At 50.4% G+C, this 13,174-nt stretch carries 14 protein-coding genes; 11 read left to right on the forward strand and 3 right to left on the reverse strand.

Annotation, left to right across the window (positions count from 1 at the left end; translation table 11 throughout):
* Nucleotides 1-100: 100 nt before the first annotated feature.
* The 3 genes from LVQ79_RS15360 to sstT all read left to right on the forward strand — a co-directional run bounded on the left by LVQ79_RS15360 (nucleotide 101) and on the right by sstT (nucleotide 3,877).
* Complete coding sequence (locus LVQ79_RS15360) at nucleotides 101-1,099, forward strand: Gfo/Idh/MocA family protein (RefSeq protein WP_232865611.1); 999 nt, start codon at nucleotides 101-103, stop codon at nucleotides 1,097-1,099.
* A 268-nt stretch (nucleotides 1,100-1,367) separates the two neighbouring features.
* Entirely contained in the window at nucleotides 1,368-2,336 is a 969-nt protein-coding gene (locus tag LVQ79_RS15365; protein WP_232865612.1) for a TerC family protein, read from the forward strand.
* A 296-nt stretch (nucleotides 2,337-2,632) separates the two neighbouring features.
* Nucleotides 2,633-3,877, forward strand: a complete 1,245-nt coding sequence (gene sstT, locus LVQ79_RS15370) for a serine/threonine transporter SstT (RefSeq protein WP_232865613.1) — start codon at nucleotides 2,633-2,635, stop codon at nucleotides 3,875-3,877.
* A 33-nt stretch (nucleotides 3,878-3,910) separates the two neighbouring features.
* Here the strand turns inward: sstT and LVQ79_RS15375 are convergent, their stop codons facing one another.
* The 3 genes from LVQ79_RS15375 to uxaC form a co-directional block, all read right to left on the reverse strand.
* Nucleotides 3,911-4,456 (reverse strand): YgjV family protein, encoded by a 546-nt coding sequence (locus tag LVQ79_RS15375; protein ID WP_064515943.1) that lies wholly within the window; start codon nucleotides 4,454-4,456, stop codon nucleotides 3,911-3,913.
* A gap of 88 nt (nucleotides 4,457-4,544) precedes the next feature.
* Nucleotides 4,545-6,032: a UxaA family hydrolase gene (locus LVQ79_RS15380; protein ID WP_232865614.1), complete on the reverse strand. Its 1,488-nt coding sequence runs from the start codon at nucleotides 6,030-6,032 to the stop codon at nucleotides 4,545-4,547.
* Between the two features lie 18 nt (nucleotides 6,033-6,050).
* Entirely contained in the window at nucleotides 6,051-7,460 is a 1,410-nt protein-coding gene (gene uxaC / locus LVQ79_RS15385; RefSeq protein ID WP_232865615.1) for a glucuronate isomerase, read from the reverse strand.
* Nucleotides 7,461-7,950: 490 nt separating this feature from the next.
* Here uxaC and LVQ79_RS15390 point away from each other — a divergent pair, with 490 nt between their 5' ends.
* The 8 genes from LVQ79_RS15390 to LVQ79_RS15425 all read left to right on the forward strand — a co-directional run bounded on the left by LVQ79_RS15390 (nucleotide 7,951) and on the right by LVQ79_RS15425 (nucleotide 13,107).
* On the forward strand, nucleotides 7,951-9,246 hold the full coding sequence (locus LVQ79_RS15390) for an MFS transporter (RefSeq protein ID WP_232865616.1): 1,296 nt from the start codon (nucleotides 7,951-7,953) through the stop codon (nucleotides 9,244-9,246).
* Between the two features lie 126 nt (nucleotides 9,247-9,372).
* Nucleotides 9,373-10,149, forward strand: coding sequence for a transcriptional regulator ExuR (gene exuR, locus LVQ79_RS15395; protein WP_232865617.1), 777 nt, complete (start codon nucleotides 9,373-9,375; stop codon nucleotides 10,147-10,149).
* A gap of 338 nt (nucleotides 10,150-10,487) precedes the next feature.
* Complete coding sequence (yqjA, locus tag LVQ79_RS15400; RefSeq protein ID WP_034461333.1) at nucleotides 10,488-11,150, forward strand: DedA family general envelope maintenance protein YqjA; 663 nt, start codon at nucleotides 10,488-10,490, stop codon at nucleotides 11,148-11,150.
* A gap of 11 nt (nucleotides 11,151-11,161) precedes the next feature.
* Entirely contained in the window at nucleotides 11,162-11,539 is a 378-nt protein-coding gene (gene mzrA, locus LVQ79_RS15405) for an EnvZ/OmpR regulon moderator MzrA (RefSeq protein ID WP_034461332.1), read from the forward strand.
* A 170-nt stretch (nucleotides 11,540-11,709) separates the two neighbouring features.
* A complete protein-coding gene (locus tag LVQ79_RS15410; RefSeq protein WP_232865618.1) occupies nucleotides 11,710-12,078 on the forward strand; it encodes a DUF1090 domain-containing protein in 369 nt (122 codons plus the stop codon).
* Between the two features lie 35 nt (nucleotides 12,079-12,113).
* On the forward strand, nucleotides 12,114-12,419 hold the full coding sequence (locus tag LVQ79_RS15415; protein ID WP_034461328.1) for an ElaB/YgaM/YqjD family protein: 306 nt from the start codon (nucleotides 12,114-12,116) through the stop codon (nucleotides 12,417-12,419).
* A 2-nt stretch (nucleotides 12,420-12,421) separates the two neighbouring features.
* Nucleotides 12,422-12,820 (forward strand): phage holin family protein, encoded by a 399-nt coding sequence (locus tag LVQ79_RS15420; protein ID WP_064515930.1) that lies wholly within the window; start codon nucleotides 12,422-12,424, stop codon nucleotides 12,818-12,820.
* Nucleotides 12,817-13,107, forward strand: a complete 291-nt coding sequence (locus tag LVQ79_RS15425) for a YqjK-like family protein (RefSeq protein ID WP_064515928.1) — start codon at nucleotides 12,817-12,819, stop codon at nucleotides 13,105-13,107. The genes LVQ79_RS15420 and LVQ79_RS15425 overlap by 4 nt, the downstream gene beginning before the upstream one ends.
* Nucleotides 13,108-13,174: the final 67 nt, after the last annotated feature.

A 13,174-nucleotide genomic window follows, 5' to 3' on the forward strand; every position in this document is an offset into this window, starting at 1 on the left:
AACCAAAAGCCAACAAAATCTGCAACTCCCAACACTGGTTTTCCCAATACATCGTGATAGTCTTTCAAACACACCCCGCCTTCGGAGATAGCACCCGTTTATGATACGCCTCGCTGTTATTGGAACTAACTGGATCACCCGTCAGTTCGTCGATGCTGCCCACGAAAGTGGCAAATATAAACTCACCGCGGTCTACTCCCGCTCGCTGGAACAGGCACAAAGTTTTGCTAGTGACTATCCGGTGGAACATCTGTTTACCGATCTGAATGCGATGGCAAAGAGTGATGCCATTGATGCGGTTTACATCGCAAGCCCGAACTCCCTGCACTCCCCGCAAACGTTACTGTTCCTCAGCCATAAAAAACATGTGATTTGCGAGAAGCCGCTGGCATCTAATTTGCGTGAAGTGGAAGCGGCGATTGCCTGCGCGCGTGAAAATCAGGTCGTGCTGTTCGAGGCCTTCAAAACCGCCAGTCTGCCGAACTTTATCGCGCTGCAACAGGCGTTGCCGAAGGTTGGCAAGATCCGCAAAGTGCTGCTCAACTATTGCCAGTATTCCTCGCGCTATCAGCGTTATCTCGATGGTGAGAATCCAAATACCTTTAATCCAGCGTTCTCAAACGGCTCGATTATGGATATCGGTTTTTACACGCTGGCGTCGGCGGTGGCGCTGTGGGGCGAGCCGTATTCGGTGCGCGCAACGGCCAGTCTGCTGGAAAGCGGTGTCGATGCGCACGGTTCGGTACAGATGAATTACGGTGATTTTGATGTGAATCTGCTGCATTCAAAAGTGAGCGATTCAACCATTCCAAGCGAGATTCAGGGCGAAGCCGGTTCGTTAGTTATCGAGAAGATTTCTGAATGCCAGCGCATTACCTTTATTCCACGCGGCGGCAAACCACAGGATCTGACGCTGCCACAGCATATTAATACTATGCTTTATGAAGCCGAAGTCTTTGCTCGTCTGGTCAATGACAACGAAGTTAACCATCCAGGGTTGATCACCTCACGCTCCACAGCATTACTGAGTACGGAGATTCGCACACAAACGGGCGTGAAATTCCCGGCGGATGATGTCTCTACTCAGCAACCGGCGTAAAGGTATGTAAAAGCCGGGTATCAGCATGTTGACGGATTGTAGCATCCGTAATATTTTGTTACCCGCAAAGGGGAGTAACTTCATTGTCGGTTAATCGTCATTACGGTGTGAAAGCACCCGGTTACCGAGCAATACGAATGGCTTTTTATACAAAAAACCATTCCGTGTTGTAAGTGAGACCTTGCCGGAAGGCGAGATCCCTGTTGCAAGCATTAGCGGCTGGCGTCTTCCGACGTTGGCCGTTTTTGTTTTTATAGGAATAATTTTTATGAATAGTGTCGGCACTCCATTACTGTGGGGCGGTTTTGCCGTCGTGGTCGTCATCATGCTGGCTATCGACCTCCTTCTTCAGGGGCGTAAAGGCTCGCACACCATGTCCATGAAGCAGGCGGCCGTCTGGTCCCTGGTCTGGGTTTCGCTTTCGCTGCTATTTAACGCAGCCTTCTGGTGGTATCTCACCGGGACAGCAGGCCGTGAAGTGGCGGATACGCAAGCTCTCGCCTTCCTTACCGGTTATCTGATTGAAAAAGCGCTGGCGGTGGATAACGTCTTCGTCTGGCTGATGCTGTTCAGCTACTTCGCCGTGCCTGCGGCTTTGCAGCGCCGTGTGCTGGTTTACGGCGTGCTGGGCGCGATTGTGCTGCGTACCATTATGATCTTCGCGGGCAGTTGGCTAATTTCTCAGTTCGAGTGGCTGCTGTACGTATTCGGCGCGTTCCTGCTGTTCACCGGTATCAAAATGGCGCTGGCGAAAGAAGATGAAGGCGGCATTGGTGACAAACCGCTGGTGCGCTGGATCCGCAGTCACTTGCGCATGACGGATAAAATCGAAGGCGAGCACTTCTTTATTCGTAAGAACGGTATTTTGTTTGCAACGCCGCTGCTGCTGGTGCTGATTCTGGTTGAACTGAGCGACGTGATTTTCGCGGTCGACAGTATCCCGGCTATTTTCGCTGTGACGACCGACCCGTTCATCGTGCTGACGTCGAACCTGTTTGCCATCCTCGGCCTGCGCGCGATGTATTTCCTGTTGGCAGGCGTGGCAGAACGCTTCAGCATGCTGAAGTACGGTTTGTCGGTGATTCTGGTGTTTATCGGCGTGAAGATGATGATTGTCGATTTCTACCACATCCCAATCGCAATTTCGCTTGGCGTGGTGGGCGGTATTCTGGCGTTCACTCTGATTCTTAACGCTATCGTGAACTACCGTAACGATCAGAAAAAGCTCGCGAAGTAAGATTTTTGTCAGATGGCGCTATCGCTTATCCGACCTACGAAACCCTTCAAACCCCGTCTATGGCGGGGTTTTTCTTTTTATAGCGCCAACTGCATGAAGTGTTGCTAATGTCACATATTTGTTAATATTTAGTTATAAAATCTAGCCTGTACCGAAATAATCAGTGATTACTACTTACTACCCTGCGACATTTCCTTATACTCGACCAGGCAAACACATTTCTTTACATCCGGTCAAAAAAGTACCTCAGAGTACCGACACAGGATGGGACGACATACAACACAGGAAGGTTATTCATGTCTATACAATCTCCGGGTTTACTACAACGCCTGGCACAGGGCAGTCTGGTCAAACAAATTCTGATCGGACTGGTGCTCGGTATCGCACTAGCGGCAATTTCGAAACCAGCAGCAATCGCTGTCGGTCTGCTCGGGACATTATTCGTTGGGGCACTGAAAGCTGTCGCACCGGTGCTGGTTCTGATGCTGGTGATGGCGTCTATCGCCAATCATAAGCACGGCCAGAAAACCAGCATCCGTCCGATTCTGGTGCTCTACCTTCTGGGTACGTTCACCGCTGCATTGACTGCTGTCGTGGTCAGTTTTGCATTCCCTTCCACGCTGCACCTGGTCACTGGTGCGACTGATATCACTCCGCCGTCAGGCATTGTAGAAGTGTTGCGCGGCCTGCTGATGAGCATGGTTTCCAACCCCATTGATGCATTGCTTAAAGCGAACTACATCGGGATTCTGGTGTGGGCTGTTGGTCTGGGCTTTGCTCTGCGCCACGGTAACGAAAGCACCAAAAACCTGATTAACGATGTGTCCGACGCGGTGACGTTCATCGTGCGCGTGGTGATTCGTTTTGCGCCGATTGGTATCTTCGGCCTGGTGGCATCAACGCTGGCAACTACCGGCTTCGAGACATTGTGGAGCTACGCGCAACTGCTGCTGGTGCTGGTTGGCTGTATGTTCGGCGTGGCGCTGGTTATTAACCCGCTGCTGGTGTTCATCAAGATTCGTCGCAACCCGTACCCGCTGGTGTTCGCCTGCCTGCGTGAAAGTGGCGTGACCGCCTTCTTTACCCGTAGTTCTGCGGCCAACATTCCGGTGAACATGGCGCTGTGCGAGAAGCTGAATCTGGATCGCGATACTTATTCCGTTTCAATCCCACTGGGCGCAACCATCAACATGGCTGGCGCGGCGATCACCATTACCGTGCTGACTCTGGCGGCGGTGAATACTCTGGGTGTGCCGGTTGATTTACCAACCGCGCTGCTGCTGAGTGTTGTGGCGTCGTTGTGTGCTTGCGGGGCGTCTGGTGTGGCGGGGGGATCTTTGCTGCTTATCCCACTGGCATGCGGCATGTTCGGTATTCCGAATGAGATTGCCATGCAGGTCGTCGCAGTCGGCTTTATCATCGGCGTGTTGCAGGATTCTTGCGAAACCGCACTGAACTCCTCTACCGACGTGCTGTTTACAGCTGCGGCTTGCCAGGCCGAAGATGCACGTCTGGCAGACAATAATCCGTTACGCGGTTAATTCTCAAAGCTCCCTGCCCTTCGAGGCGGGGAGTTATCCCTCTTGTTGTTGAACCTCTTTTTCGACCTTAAACGGGTCAATGCCCCGCCTTTGCATCCGCCAGAAGCGAATAATATTCAGGCCGTTCATCACCAGAAAACTCCCTTCGATTAACGTTCCGCCAATCGACCCTAGCCAGAAATTATGTGTCACCCAACAAGCCGTGGAGCACCACATTACGCAGCGAGTGGTCAGCCCTTTGCAGCGAAATAATGCCCAGGTACTAGCCACGGTTCCGGCAATCGGTAGCAGCTCCATCGCATGGTTAAATTTAGCCAGCCCCAGGCCCAGCGTTAAGGCAATGAAAATGCTCATCACCCACAGGCTGCGGGTACGCAGGGAGATAACGGTACGGATTGCGTTAAGTTCGGCGCTCATACCCGCCGGGCTTGCACCCATCAGGAAGAAGTGAATACCGATGATGGCGCTGTAACCCGCCAGTTGTAGCTTGAAGCGCCGCTCGTCGCGGTTAATGAACGTGGTAATACCAACCACAAAGGCGAGAACCCCGACGCCCTGGGCAACCCAATACGCGGTCATGACAAATCCTTGTGAGTAAAAACGAGGCGAAAAAAAACGGCATTTCGAATATCAAAATGCCGTTTCATGGTAGCACTTGAAACGCTACTTACAACGTGACGCCACTTTTAAAGATGGCCAACTCGCGGAAATCATTACGCTCGTTGCAGGTTTTCTTGCCGTTAGCGATATCAACAATAGTGTCGATAAACTCGGTCAACAATGTATTCATATCGCTGCCGTGCAGCAGTTTGCCTGCGTCAAAATCAATCCAGTGTGGCTTTTTAGTGGCCAGCTCACTGTTGGTTGCGATTTTAACTGTTGGCACAAAACCGCCGTATGGTGTGCCACGACCGGTGCTGAACAGCACCATATGGCAACCTGCACCAGCCAATGCACTGGTGGCAACCGCATCGTTACCAGGCGCACTTAACAAGTTCAGGCCAGGCGTTTTCAGGCGCTCGCCATAACGCAGCACATCGACAACCTCGCTCTCACCGGCTTTTTGCGTACAGCCGAGGGATTTTTCTTCGAGCGTGGTGATACCGCCAGCTTTGTTCCCTGGTGATGGGTTCTCGTAGATCGGCTGGTTGTGTTCGATGAAGTACTGTTTGAAGTCGTTCACCATGGTGACGGTTTTTTCAAACGTTGCTTCATCGCGGCAATGGCTCATCAGGATGCGTTCTGCGCCAAACATTTCCGGGACTTCTGTCAGCACAGTGGTGCCGCCGTTAGCCACCATATAGTCGGAGAAACGACCGAGCATTGGGTTCGCCGTAATACCGGACAAACCGTCTGAACCGCCGCACTCCAGGCCAAACTTCAGCTCGCTGATTTTGCCTGGTTCACGCTTGTCGTTACGCATCACTTCGTACAGGGCCTGAAGTTGCTCAAGCCCTGCTTCCACTTCGTCATCCTGCTGCTGGCAAACCATAAACTTCACGCGGGACTCATCGAACTCACCCAGCGTTTCACGGAAGGCGCTCACCTGGTTGTTTTCACAACCGAGACCAATCACCAGTACCGCACCCGCATTTGGGTGATGCACCATGTTTTGCAGCATGGTGCGGGTGTTAACGTGATCTTCACCCAACTGCGAACAACCGAACGGATGGCTGAACAGGAACACGCCGTCGATATCTTCGGCGTCGTTGTTCTGTTTCAGGAAACGGTTCTGGATCTGACGCGCGATGCCGTTTACACAGCCCACGGTTGGCAGGATCCACAACTCATTACGCACGCCTACTGAGCCGTTTTCACGACGGTAAACGCTCACATCGCGGTCTGCAGCCTGGCTTGCCAGAGACTGGAAATCAGGTTGATAGCTATACTCATCCAGATCGTTCAGATTCGTACGCGTATTGTGTGAGTGAATGTGCTCGCCGGCTTCAATCGTCGCCAAAGCATGGCCAATTGGTAAACCGTATTTAACGACGTTCTCACCTTGCGCAATGGTAACCAGCGCAAATTTATGGCCACGAAGCACCGGCTGGCGCAGAGTCACCTCTACACCTTCAACGGTAACCACTTCACCTTCAGCCAGGTCCACTAACGCAACAGCGACGTTATCTTGCGTATGGATCTTAATGTATTGCATATCAACCTCAGAGCCTGATTAGTTCAGTTCAATGCCAAAGTAGTCTCGGGCGTTGTTAAAGCAGATGTTTTCCACCATTTGGCCCAGCAGCTTGATATCAGCTGGAGCTTCGCCCGCTTCAACCCAACGGCCAATCATCTGGCACAGGATGCGACGGAAGTATTCGTGGCGGGTGTATGACAGGAAGCTACGGCTGTCAGTCAGCATGCCAACGAAACGGCTTAACAGACCCAGCTGCGCCAGCTGCGTCATTTGACGCTCCATGCCATCTTTCTGGTCGTTGAACCACCAACCTGAACCAAACTGCATTTTTCCTGGCATACCTTCGCCCTGGAAGTTGCCAATCATGGTGCCCAGCACTTCGTTATCGCGTGGGTTCAGGCAATACAGAATTGTTTTTGGCAGTTCGTTGTTTTCGTTTTGCTTGCTGAGCAGGCGAGAAAGTTCTTCAGCCATTGGACGGTCGTTGATGGAGTCAAAGCCCACATCAGGTCCCAGCAGTTTGAACTGGCGCAGGTTGTTATTACGCAGCGCACCAATGTGGTACTGCTGAACCCAACCGCGACGGGTATATTCCGCAGCCAGCCAAACCAGAACCGCAGTTTTGAACTGTGCAACTTCGTGCTCGCTTGGGGTTTCACCGGAAAGACGACGAGCCAGAATGCCGTCCAGAGTCGCTTCATCTGCTTCTGCAAACAGAACAACGTCCAGTGCGTGGTCGGAAACTTTACAACCGTGTTCAGCAAAGTGATCCAGACGCTTGTTCAGTGCAGTTTGCAGATCGGAGAAACGACGAATGTCGGTATCAGACACTTCAGCCAGTTTGCCCATGTATTCAGCAAAAGTAGCTTGTTCAATGTTGAAGGCTTTATCCGGGCGCCAGCTTGGCAGCACTTTGGTTTCAAACGCATCGAGCGCGATTTGGCGGTGGAAACGCAGATCGTCAATTGGGTCATCAGTCGTACCGACCATTTTCACGTTCATCTGCTTCATGATGCCGCGCGCAGAGAAGTTGTCCTGAGCCAGCAACTCATTACATTCGTTCCAGATTTCATCAGCAGTTGTTGGAGACAACAGTTTGCCTGTGATACCGAATGGACGACGCAGTTCGAGGTGAGTCCAGTGATACAGCGGGTTACCGATAGTGTGCGGAACAGTTGCAGCCCAGGCATCGAACTTCTCGCGGTCAGACGCATCACCTGTACACAGACGCTCCTCCACACCGTTAGCACGCATGCCGCGCCACTTGTAGTGATCACCTTTTAACCAGATGTCATACAGGTTTTTGAAGCGGTAATCTTCAGCGACTTGCTGTGGCTGTAAGTGGCAGTGATAGTCGAAAATAGGCTGGTCGGCTGCAAACTCATGATACAAACGGCGGGCAAATTCGGTATCAAGCAGAAAATCTTCAGTCATAAACTGGGCCATTGTAGGGTTCCTCTGTTCATAGCAGTTCGATGCTTGCGCATAATGCAAATAAAGTTATCACACCAATTTCTGGAGGCCGAGTGGATTTTTGTGGTATTCGTCACAAAAACCACACTTTTATTGTTAATATTGTGTTTAAAACAAAGCCGCATCCCGCGCCAGTTCTGGCTTGAAAGCCCCTACCCCCTTGGAGTGAGCTGATCGACACTTTTGTGATATCACTCAACTTTTAAAGCTGTATGACAAGTTATCTTTCTGCCGTCGCAATACAGACGTAATGGAATTACTTCAGACGCTGACATCAATAACAGCGCATCACGGTACGGAAACCGGAATTGCCACAGGCAGTTTTTTACATATGGCAAGGTACGGGTCGTACCGGGTGATACCCCCGGATATGAACCCCTTAATAGATCAAACGCTCTGGCAGCAGTGCCGGACGTACGGCCGCATGATGTGCGGTTGTTTATAAGACGGGATGAAATTCGAAATGCGAAAGATTCAAGGCTTGCGCTGGTACATGATTGCCCTGGTAACCATGGGTACAATTCTGGGTTACCTGACACGTAACACTATTGCTGCTGCTGCGCCAACATTGATGGAAGAGCTGCATATTTCCACTCAGCAATATTCCTACATCATCGCGGCTTACTCAGCTTGCTACACCATCATGCAGCCTGTCGCAGGTTATGTGCTTGATGTACTGGGTACGAAAGTGGGCTACGCATTCTTTGCTGTCGCATGGGCAATTTTCTGTGGTGCTACTGCACTTGCAGGAAGCTGGGGTGGCCTGGCAATCGCTCGTGGTGCCGTTGGTGCTGCTGAAGCGGCCATGATTCCAGCTGGCCTGAAAGCCAGTAGCGAATGGTTCCCAGCTAAAGAGCGTTCAATCGCCGTGGGTTACTTCAACGTGGGTTCCTCTATCGGCGGCATGATTGCTCCACCATTAGTGGTTTGGGCGATTGTGATGCACAGCTGGCAGATGGCGTTCATCATCTCCGGTGTCCTGAGCTTTGCATGGGCAATGTGCTGGTTGATTTTCTACAAACACCCACGTGACCAGAAACGCCTGTCTGAAGAAGAACGTGAATACATCATCGGTGGCCAGGAAGCGCATCACCAGACTGACAACAGCAAAAAAATGAGCGCCTGGAAAATCCTGCAGAACCGTCAGTTCTGGGGTATTGCTCTGCCACGTTTCCTTGCTGAACCAGCCTGGGGTACTTTCAACGCCTGGATCCCACTGTTCATGTTTAAAGCTTATGGTTTTGACCTGAAACACATTGCGATGTTTGCCTGGATGCCAATGCTGTTTGCTGACCTGGGATGTATTGTTGGCGGCTACCTGCCACCATTCTTCCAGCGCGTATTCGGTGTGAACCTGATTGTTTCCCGTAAACTGGTAGTGACCATGGGCGCGATTCTGATGATTGCTCCAGGGACTATTGGCCTGTTCACTAGCCCGTATGTTGCAATCGCTCTGCTGTGTGTTGGCGGCTTTGCTCACCAGTCACTGTCTGGCGCTCTGATCACTCTGTCTTCTGACGTGTTCGGTCGTAACGAAGTGGCGACGGCGAATGGTTTGACCGGTATGGCAGCCTGGACTGCGAGCACCCTGTTTGCTCTGGTTGTGGGCGCACTGGCTGATACACTTGGCTTCAGCCCACTGTTCGCTGCACTGGCAGTATTCGATATCCTCGGTGCTATCGTTATCTGGACAGTGCTGCAAAACAAACCAATCAGTGAGTTGAACGACTCGCAAAAACCGAAGCAAGCAATAGCATAATCGGTGTCTCAAATTTGTTTACAAAGCCGCCCACGGGCGGCTTTTGTGTATCTAGAATGTGGAGCCGAACTTTGAAAAGTGGTATAACAAATAAGGTTACCCGCAGGACCTTTCCCGGAGCTACAGATGGAAGTTATGGAACCACGTCGTCTTTATCAGCAATTGGCCGCTGAACTTAAACAACGCATCGAAAACGGTGTTTATCTGGTTGGGGAAAAACTCCCGGCAGAGCGCTTTATTGCTGAAGAAAAGAACGTGAGCCGCACTGTGGTTCGTGAAGCGATTATTATGCTGGAAGTGGAAGGCTACGTTGAAGTGCGTAAAGGCTCCGGAATCCATGTTATTGCGAACCAGGCTAAATACTCTAACCTGCCTGATGACCAGTTTGAATTTGCCAGTTTCGGGCCGTTTGAGCTGTTACAGGCTCGCCAGCTTATTGAAAGTAACATCGCGGAATTCGCGGCGACTCAAGTGACTAAGCAAGATATCGTCAAGCTGATGGAAATTCAGGAAATGGCGCGTAATGAGCACAATTTCCAGGATTCAGAATGGGACCTTCATTTCCATACTCAGGTTGCTCTAGCTTCACAAAATAGCGCCCTTGCAGCCATCGTAGAAAAAATGTGGAGCCAACGCATCCATAACCCATACTGGAAAAAACTTCACGAGCATATTGATAAGCGCACCGCTGATAACTGGTGTGAAGATCATGACCAAATTCTTAAAGCACTGATTCGCAAAGATCCTCATGCTGCTAAAGTGGCAATGTGGCAGCACCTGGAAAACACCAAACAGATGTTATTTGATGCAACCAGCGATGATTTCGAATTCAATGCCGATCGCTACTTATTTGCAGATAACCCGGTTATTCATCTCGATACTGCCGCAAACGGTCAAAAATAGTCATTTTCCCGCGCGAGGGTAAGCAAACCAACCAATAGTGTCAGCGTTTGTAAATACCCTCGCCAGCCCCCCTACGACTCATCAAAATCAATCCTCAACAAAGCACAAATACTGTGACGCATTAGACAGAGCTTTGTTACAATTAGATGCAATTTCACTGTCGGTGTTAGCTTTGCTAACAACCTGCCCGGTCGCATTCACACGGAGTTGTGGCGAACCTGGGTAACGAGCGGTGGATTGTAGGCGGCTACTACACAAGCATAACCACACAGAATAAAGCCGCACTCTACTTATCTGACTTTGATCAGCGGTCTTAACCGATGTGCCAGGAACACTGAATGGAACTTCTCTCGCAACTGTTGAACGCTCTCTGGAGCCAGGATTTTGAAACGCTCGCCAATCCAGGAATGATTGGCATGCTTTATTTCGTCTTGTTCATGATTTTATTCCTTGAAAACGGCTTGCTGCCAGCAGCCTTCCTGCCCGGCGATAGTTTGTTAGTTTTGGTCGGTGTGCTGATTGCCAAAGGGGCAATGGGTTTTCCGGAAACCGTTTTACTGTTAACCACCGCGGCCAGCCTCGGCTGCTGGCTTAGTTATATTCAGGGGCGTTGGCTTGGTAACACGCGAATCGTGCAGAACTGGTTATCGCATCTTCCCGCGCATTATCATCAGCGTGCGCACAACCTGTTCCATAAACATGGCTTATCGGCATTGCTGATTGGTCGCTTCATTGCTTTTGTTCGTACCCTGTTACCAACTATTGCTGGTTTATCTGGTCTGAATAATGCGCGCTTCCAGTTCTTCAACTGGATGAGCGGCCTGTTATGGGTACTAATCCTCACCACGCTAGGATATCTGCTCGGTAAAACGCCGGTATTCCTGAAATATGAAGATGCATTGATGTCCTGCCTGATGCTGCTACCAGTCGTGTTACTGGTAATTGGTCTGATCGGTTCGTTGATTGTGCTTTGGCGTAAAAAATACGGTAACCGCAGTTAAGAGGGATAACGATGAAAACACATTTTTTTCGTGGCCTAAGGGCCACGATGTTGATTGGCGCAATTGCCGCAGCCTCAATACTAATATGGTCTGGAATGCAGCGCACTGAGTCCACACTTGAGATTCGCTCCAGCCAACAAGGCATCAGCATGCCTGACGGGTTTTATGTCTGGCACCACCTTGATGCCAACGGTATTCGCTTTAAAAGTATTACGCCTGACAACAATTCGTTATTGATAAAGTTTGATTCGAGTGCGCAAAGCGAGGCTGCTAAAGCCGTGTTATATAAAACGCTGCCACATGGCTACGTCATCGCTCAGCAAGATGAAGATGACAGTGCCAGCACATGGCTTACGCGTGTGCTTAACGAAAATATCCGCATCGGTTAACCCTTTCCTGCAATCCTAATTTGCTAATGGGGATTGGGTTTTTACTCAATTCCTGACTATGCTTGTTTTTACTTAAACCGCTACAAATCATCACATTCGTTTAATTTCTGGACTTTTTGTATGCTTAACCTTGCGGGTAAACGTACATTCACAATGGAAGGTTTTTTATCATGAACTATCGTACCGTATTGGCTATCGCCCTATTGTCTCTGACGTCCGCAGCGCATGCGAGCTCGCTGTGCAATGAAAAGGAGCAGGATATTCAGCGAGAAATTGGCTATGCGGAGAAACACCAGAATCAAAGCCGTGTCGATGGGCTTAACAAAGCGTTGAAAGAAGTTCGCTCTAACTGCACCGATAGCAGTTTACGCGCGGCTCACAAGAAAAAAATCAACGAACAAAAAGCTGAAATCACCGAGCGGAAAGCAGATCTTAAGGAAGCTCGCGAAAAAGGCGATGCTGATAAAATTTCAAAACGGGAACAGAAACTGGCTGAAGCTGAACACGAGCTGAAAACTTTGCAGGCTCGTGATTACTAAGTTCAAGGATCAACCTCAAACACCTGGAGAGAACCATGTCAAAAGATACCACATCAGAACATTTGCGCGCTGAGTTGAAATCCCTGGCAGATACCCTTGAAGAGGTGCTGAGTGCATCGACGGATAAGTCAAAGTCCGAACTTGAAAAGCTACGTGGCAAGGCTGAAAAAGCACTGAAAGAAAGCCGTGTACGCCTGGGTGATACAGGTGATGTTATTGCTAAACAAACCCGTGAAGCTGCCGCGAAAGCTGACGACTATGTGCGTGAAAACCCATGGACTGGTGTTGGCATTGGGGCGGCGATTGGCGTCGTACTCGGTGTCCTGCTGACGCGTCGTTAATTATGCCTGAATCCCATCAACCTCAAGGTCCAGGTAAAGGCGTCCTTGGCATTGGCCAGCGCCTTGTCACTATCATCGTTGGGATGGTGGAAACACGTGTGCGGCTTGCAGTGGTAGAGCTGGAAGAGGAGAAAGCACATCTCATCCAGTTACTACTGATGCTTGGGTTAACCATGCTGTTTGCTGCATTTGGCTTAATGAGTCTTGTGGTGCTGGTTTTCTGGGCCGTCGAGCCGCAATACCGCCTGAACGCCATGATCGCGACAACAGTCGTTCTGTTGGGTCTGGCTTTCATCGGTGGTATCTGGACTCTACGTAAATCGCGTCAATCCACCTTGCTGCGCCATACCCGTCGCGAGCTCGAAAATGACCGCTCGTTGCTGGAAGATGACAAATTATGAGCAAACGCGAGCTAGATAAACGCAAAGCATTTTTACTCAGTCAGATTCAGCAACAACGGCTGGATTTAAGTGCAAGCAAGCGCGACTGGCTTGAAGTGACAGCGACTTATGACAGAAGCTGGAACACATTGATTAGCTTACGCCGGTACGCAGTTGTCGCCAGCAGCGTTATGGCTATCTGGACAGTGCGCCACCCAAGCTTCCTGATGCGCTGGGCAAGGCGCGGGCTAGGCGCCTGGAGTACGTGGCGCCTGATTCGCAACACAATACAGCCACAATCGCATTAGTATCCAACGCCGCCTTATTCAGGCGGCGTTTTTATTAATCAGTAATATTGAAAAACATCGACAGTTT

It is taken from the genome of Buttiauxella cochleicola, assembly GCF_021282405.1.
GTDB classification, from domain to species: Bacteria; Pseudomonadota; Gammaproteobacteria; order Enterobacterales; family Enterobacteriaceae; genus Buttiauxella; species Buttiauxella massiliensis.

Bases quoted from the DNA above. Each gene is read 5' to 3' on its own strand.
- LVQ79_RS15360 (WP_232865611.1), top strand. From the start codon at position 101: ATGATACGCCTCGCTGTTATTGGAACTAACTGGATCACCCGTCAGTTC.
- LVQ79_RS15420 (WP_064515930.1), top strand. From the start codon at position 12,422: ATGCCTGAATCCCATCAACCTCAAGGTCCAGGTAAAGGCGTCCTTGGC.
- yqjA (WP_034461333.1), top strand. From the start codon at position 10,488: ATGGAACTTCTCTCGCAACTGTTGAACGCTCTCTGGAGCCAGGATTTT.
- LVQ79_RS15410 (WP_232865618.1), top strand. From the start codon at position 11,710: ATGAACTATCGTACCGTATTGGCTATCGCCCTATTGTCTCTGACGTCC.
- LVQ79_RS15380 (WP_232865614.1), bottom strand. From the start codon at position 6,032: ATGCAATACATTAAGATCCATACGCAAGATAACGTCGCTGTTGCGTTA.
- LVQ79_RS15415 (WP_034461328.1), top strand. From the start codon at position 12,114: ATGTCAAAAGATACCACATCAGAACATTTGCGCGCTGAGTTGAAATCC.
- mzrA (WP_034461332.1), top strand. From the start codon at position 11,162: ATGAAAACACATTTTTTTCGTGGCCTAAGGGCCACGATGTTGATTGGC.
- LVQ79_RS15390 (WP_232865616.1), top strand. From the start codon at position 7,951: ATGCGAAAGATTCAAGGCTTGCGCTGGTACATGATTGCCCTGGTAACC.
- uxaC (WP_232865615.1), bottom strand. From the start codon at position 7,460: ATGGCCCAGTTTATGACTGAAGATTTTCTGCTTGATACCGAATTTGCC.
- exuR (WP_232865617.1), top strand. From the start codon at position 9,373: ATGGAAGTTATGGAACCACGTCGTCTTTATCAGCAATTGGCCGCTGAA.
- LVQ79_RS15425 (WP_064515928.1), top strand. From the start codon at position 12,817: ATGAGCAAACGCGAGCTAGATAAACGCAAAGCATTTTTACTCAGTCAG.
- LVQ79_RS15375 (WP_064515943.1), bottom strand. From the start codon at position 4,456: ATGACCGCGTATTGGGTTGCCCAGGGCGTCGGGGTTCTCGCCTTTGTG.
- sstT (WP_232865613.1), top strand. From the start codon at position 2,633: ATGTCTATACAATCTCCGGGTTTACTACAACGCCTGGCACAGGGCAGT.
- LVQ79_RS15365 (WP_232865612.1), top strand. From the start codon at position 1,368: ATGAATAGTGTCGGCACTCCATTACTGTGGGGCGGTTTTGCCGTCGTG.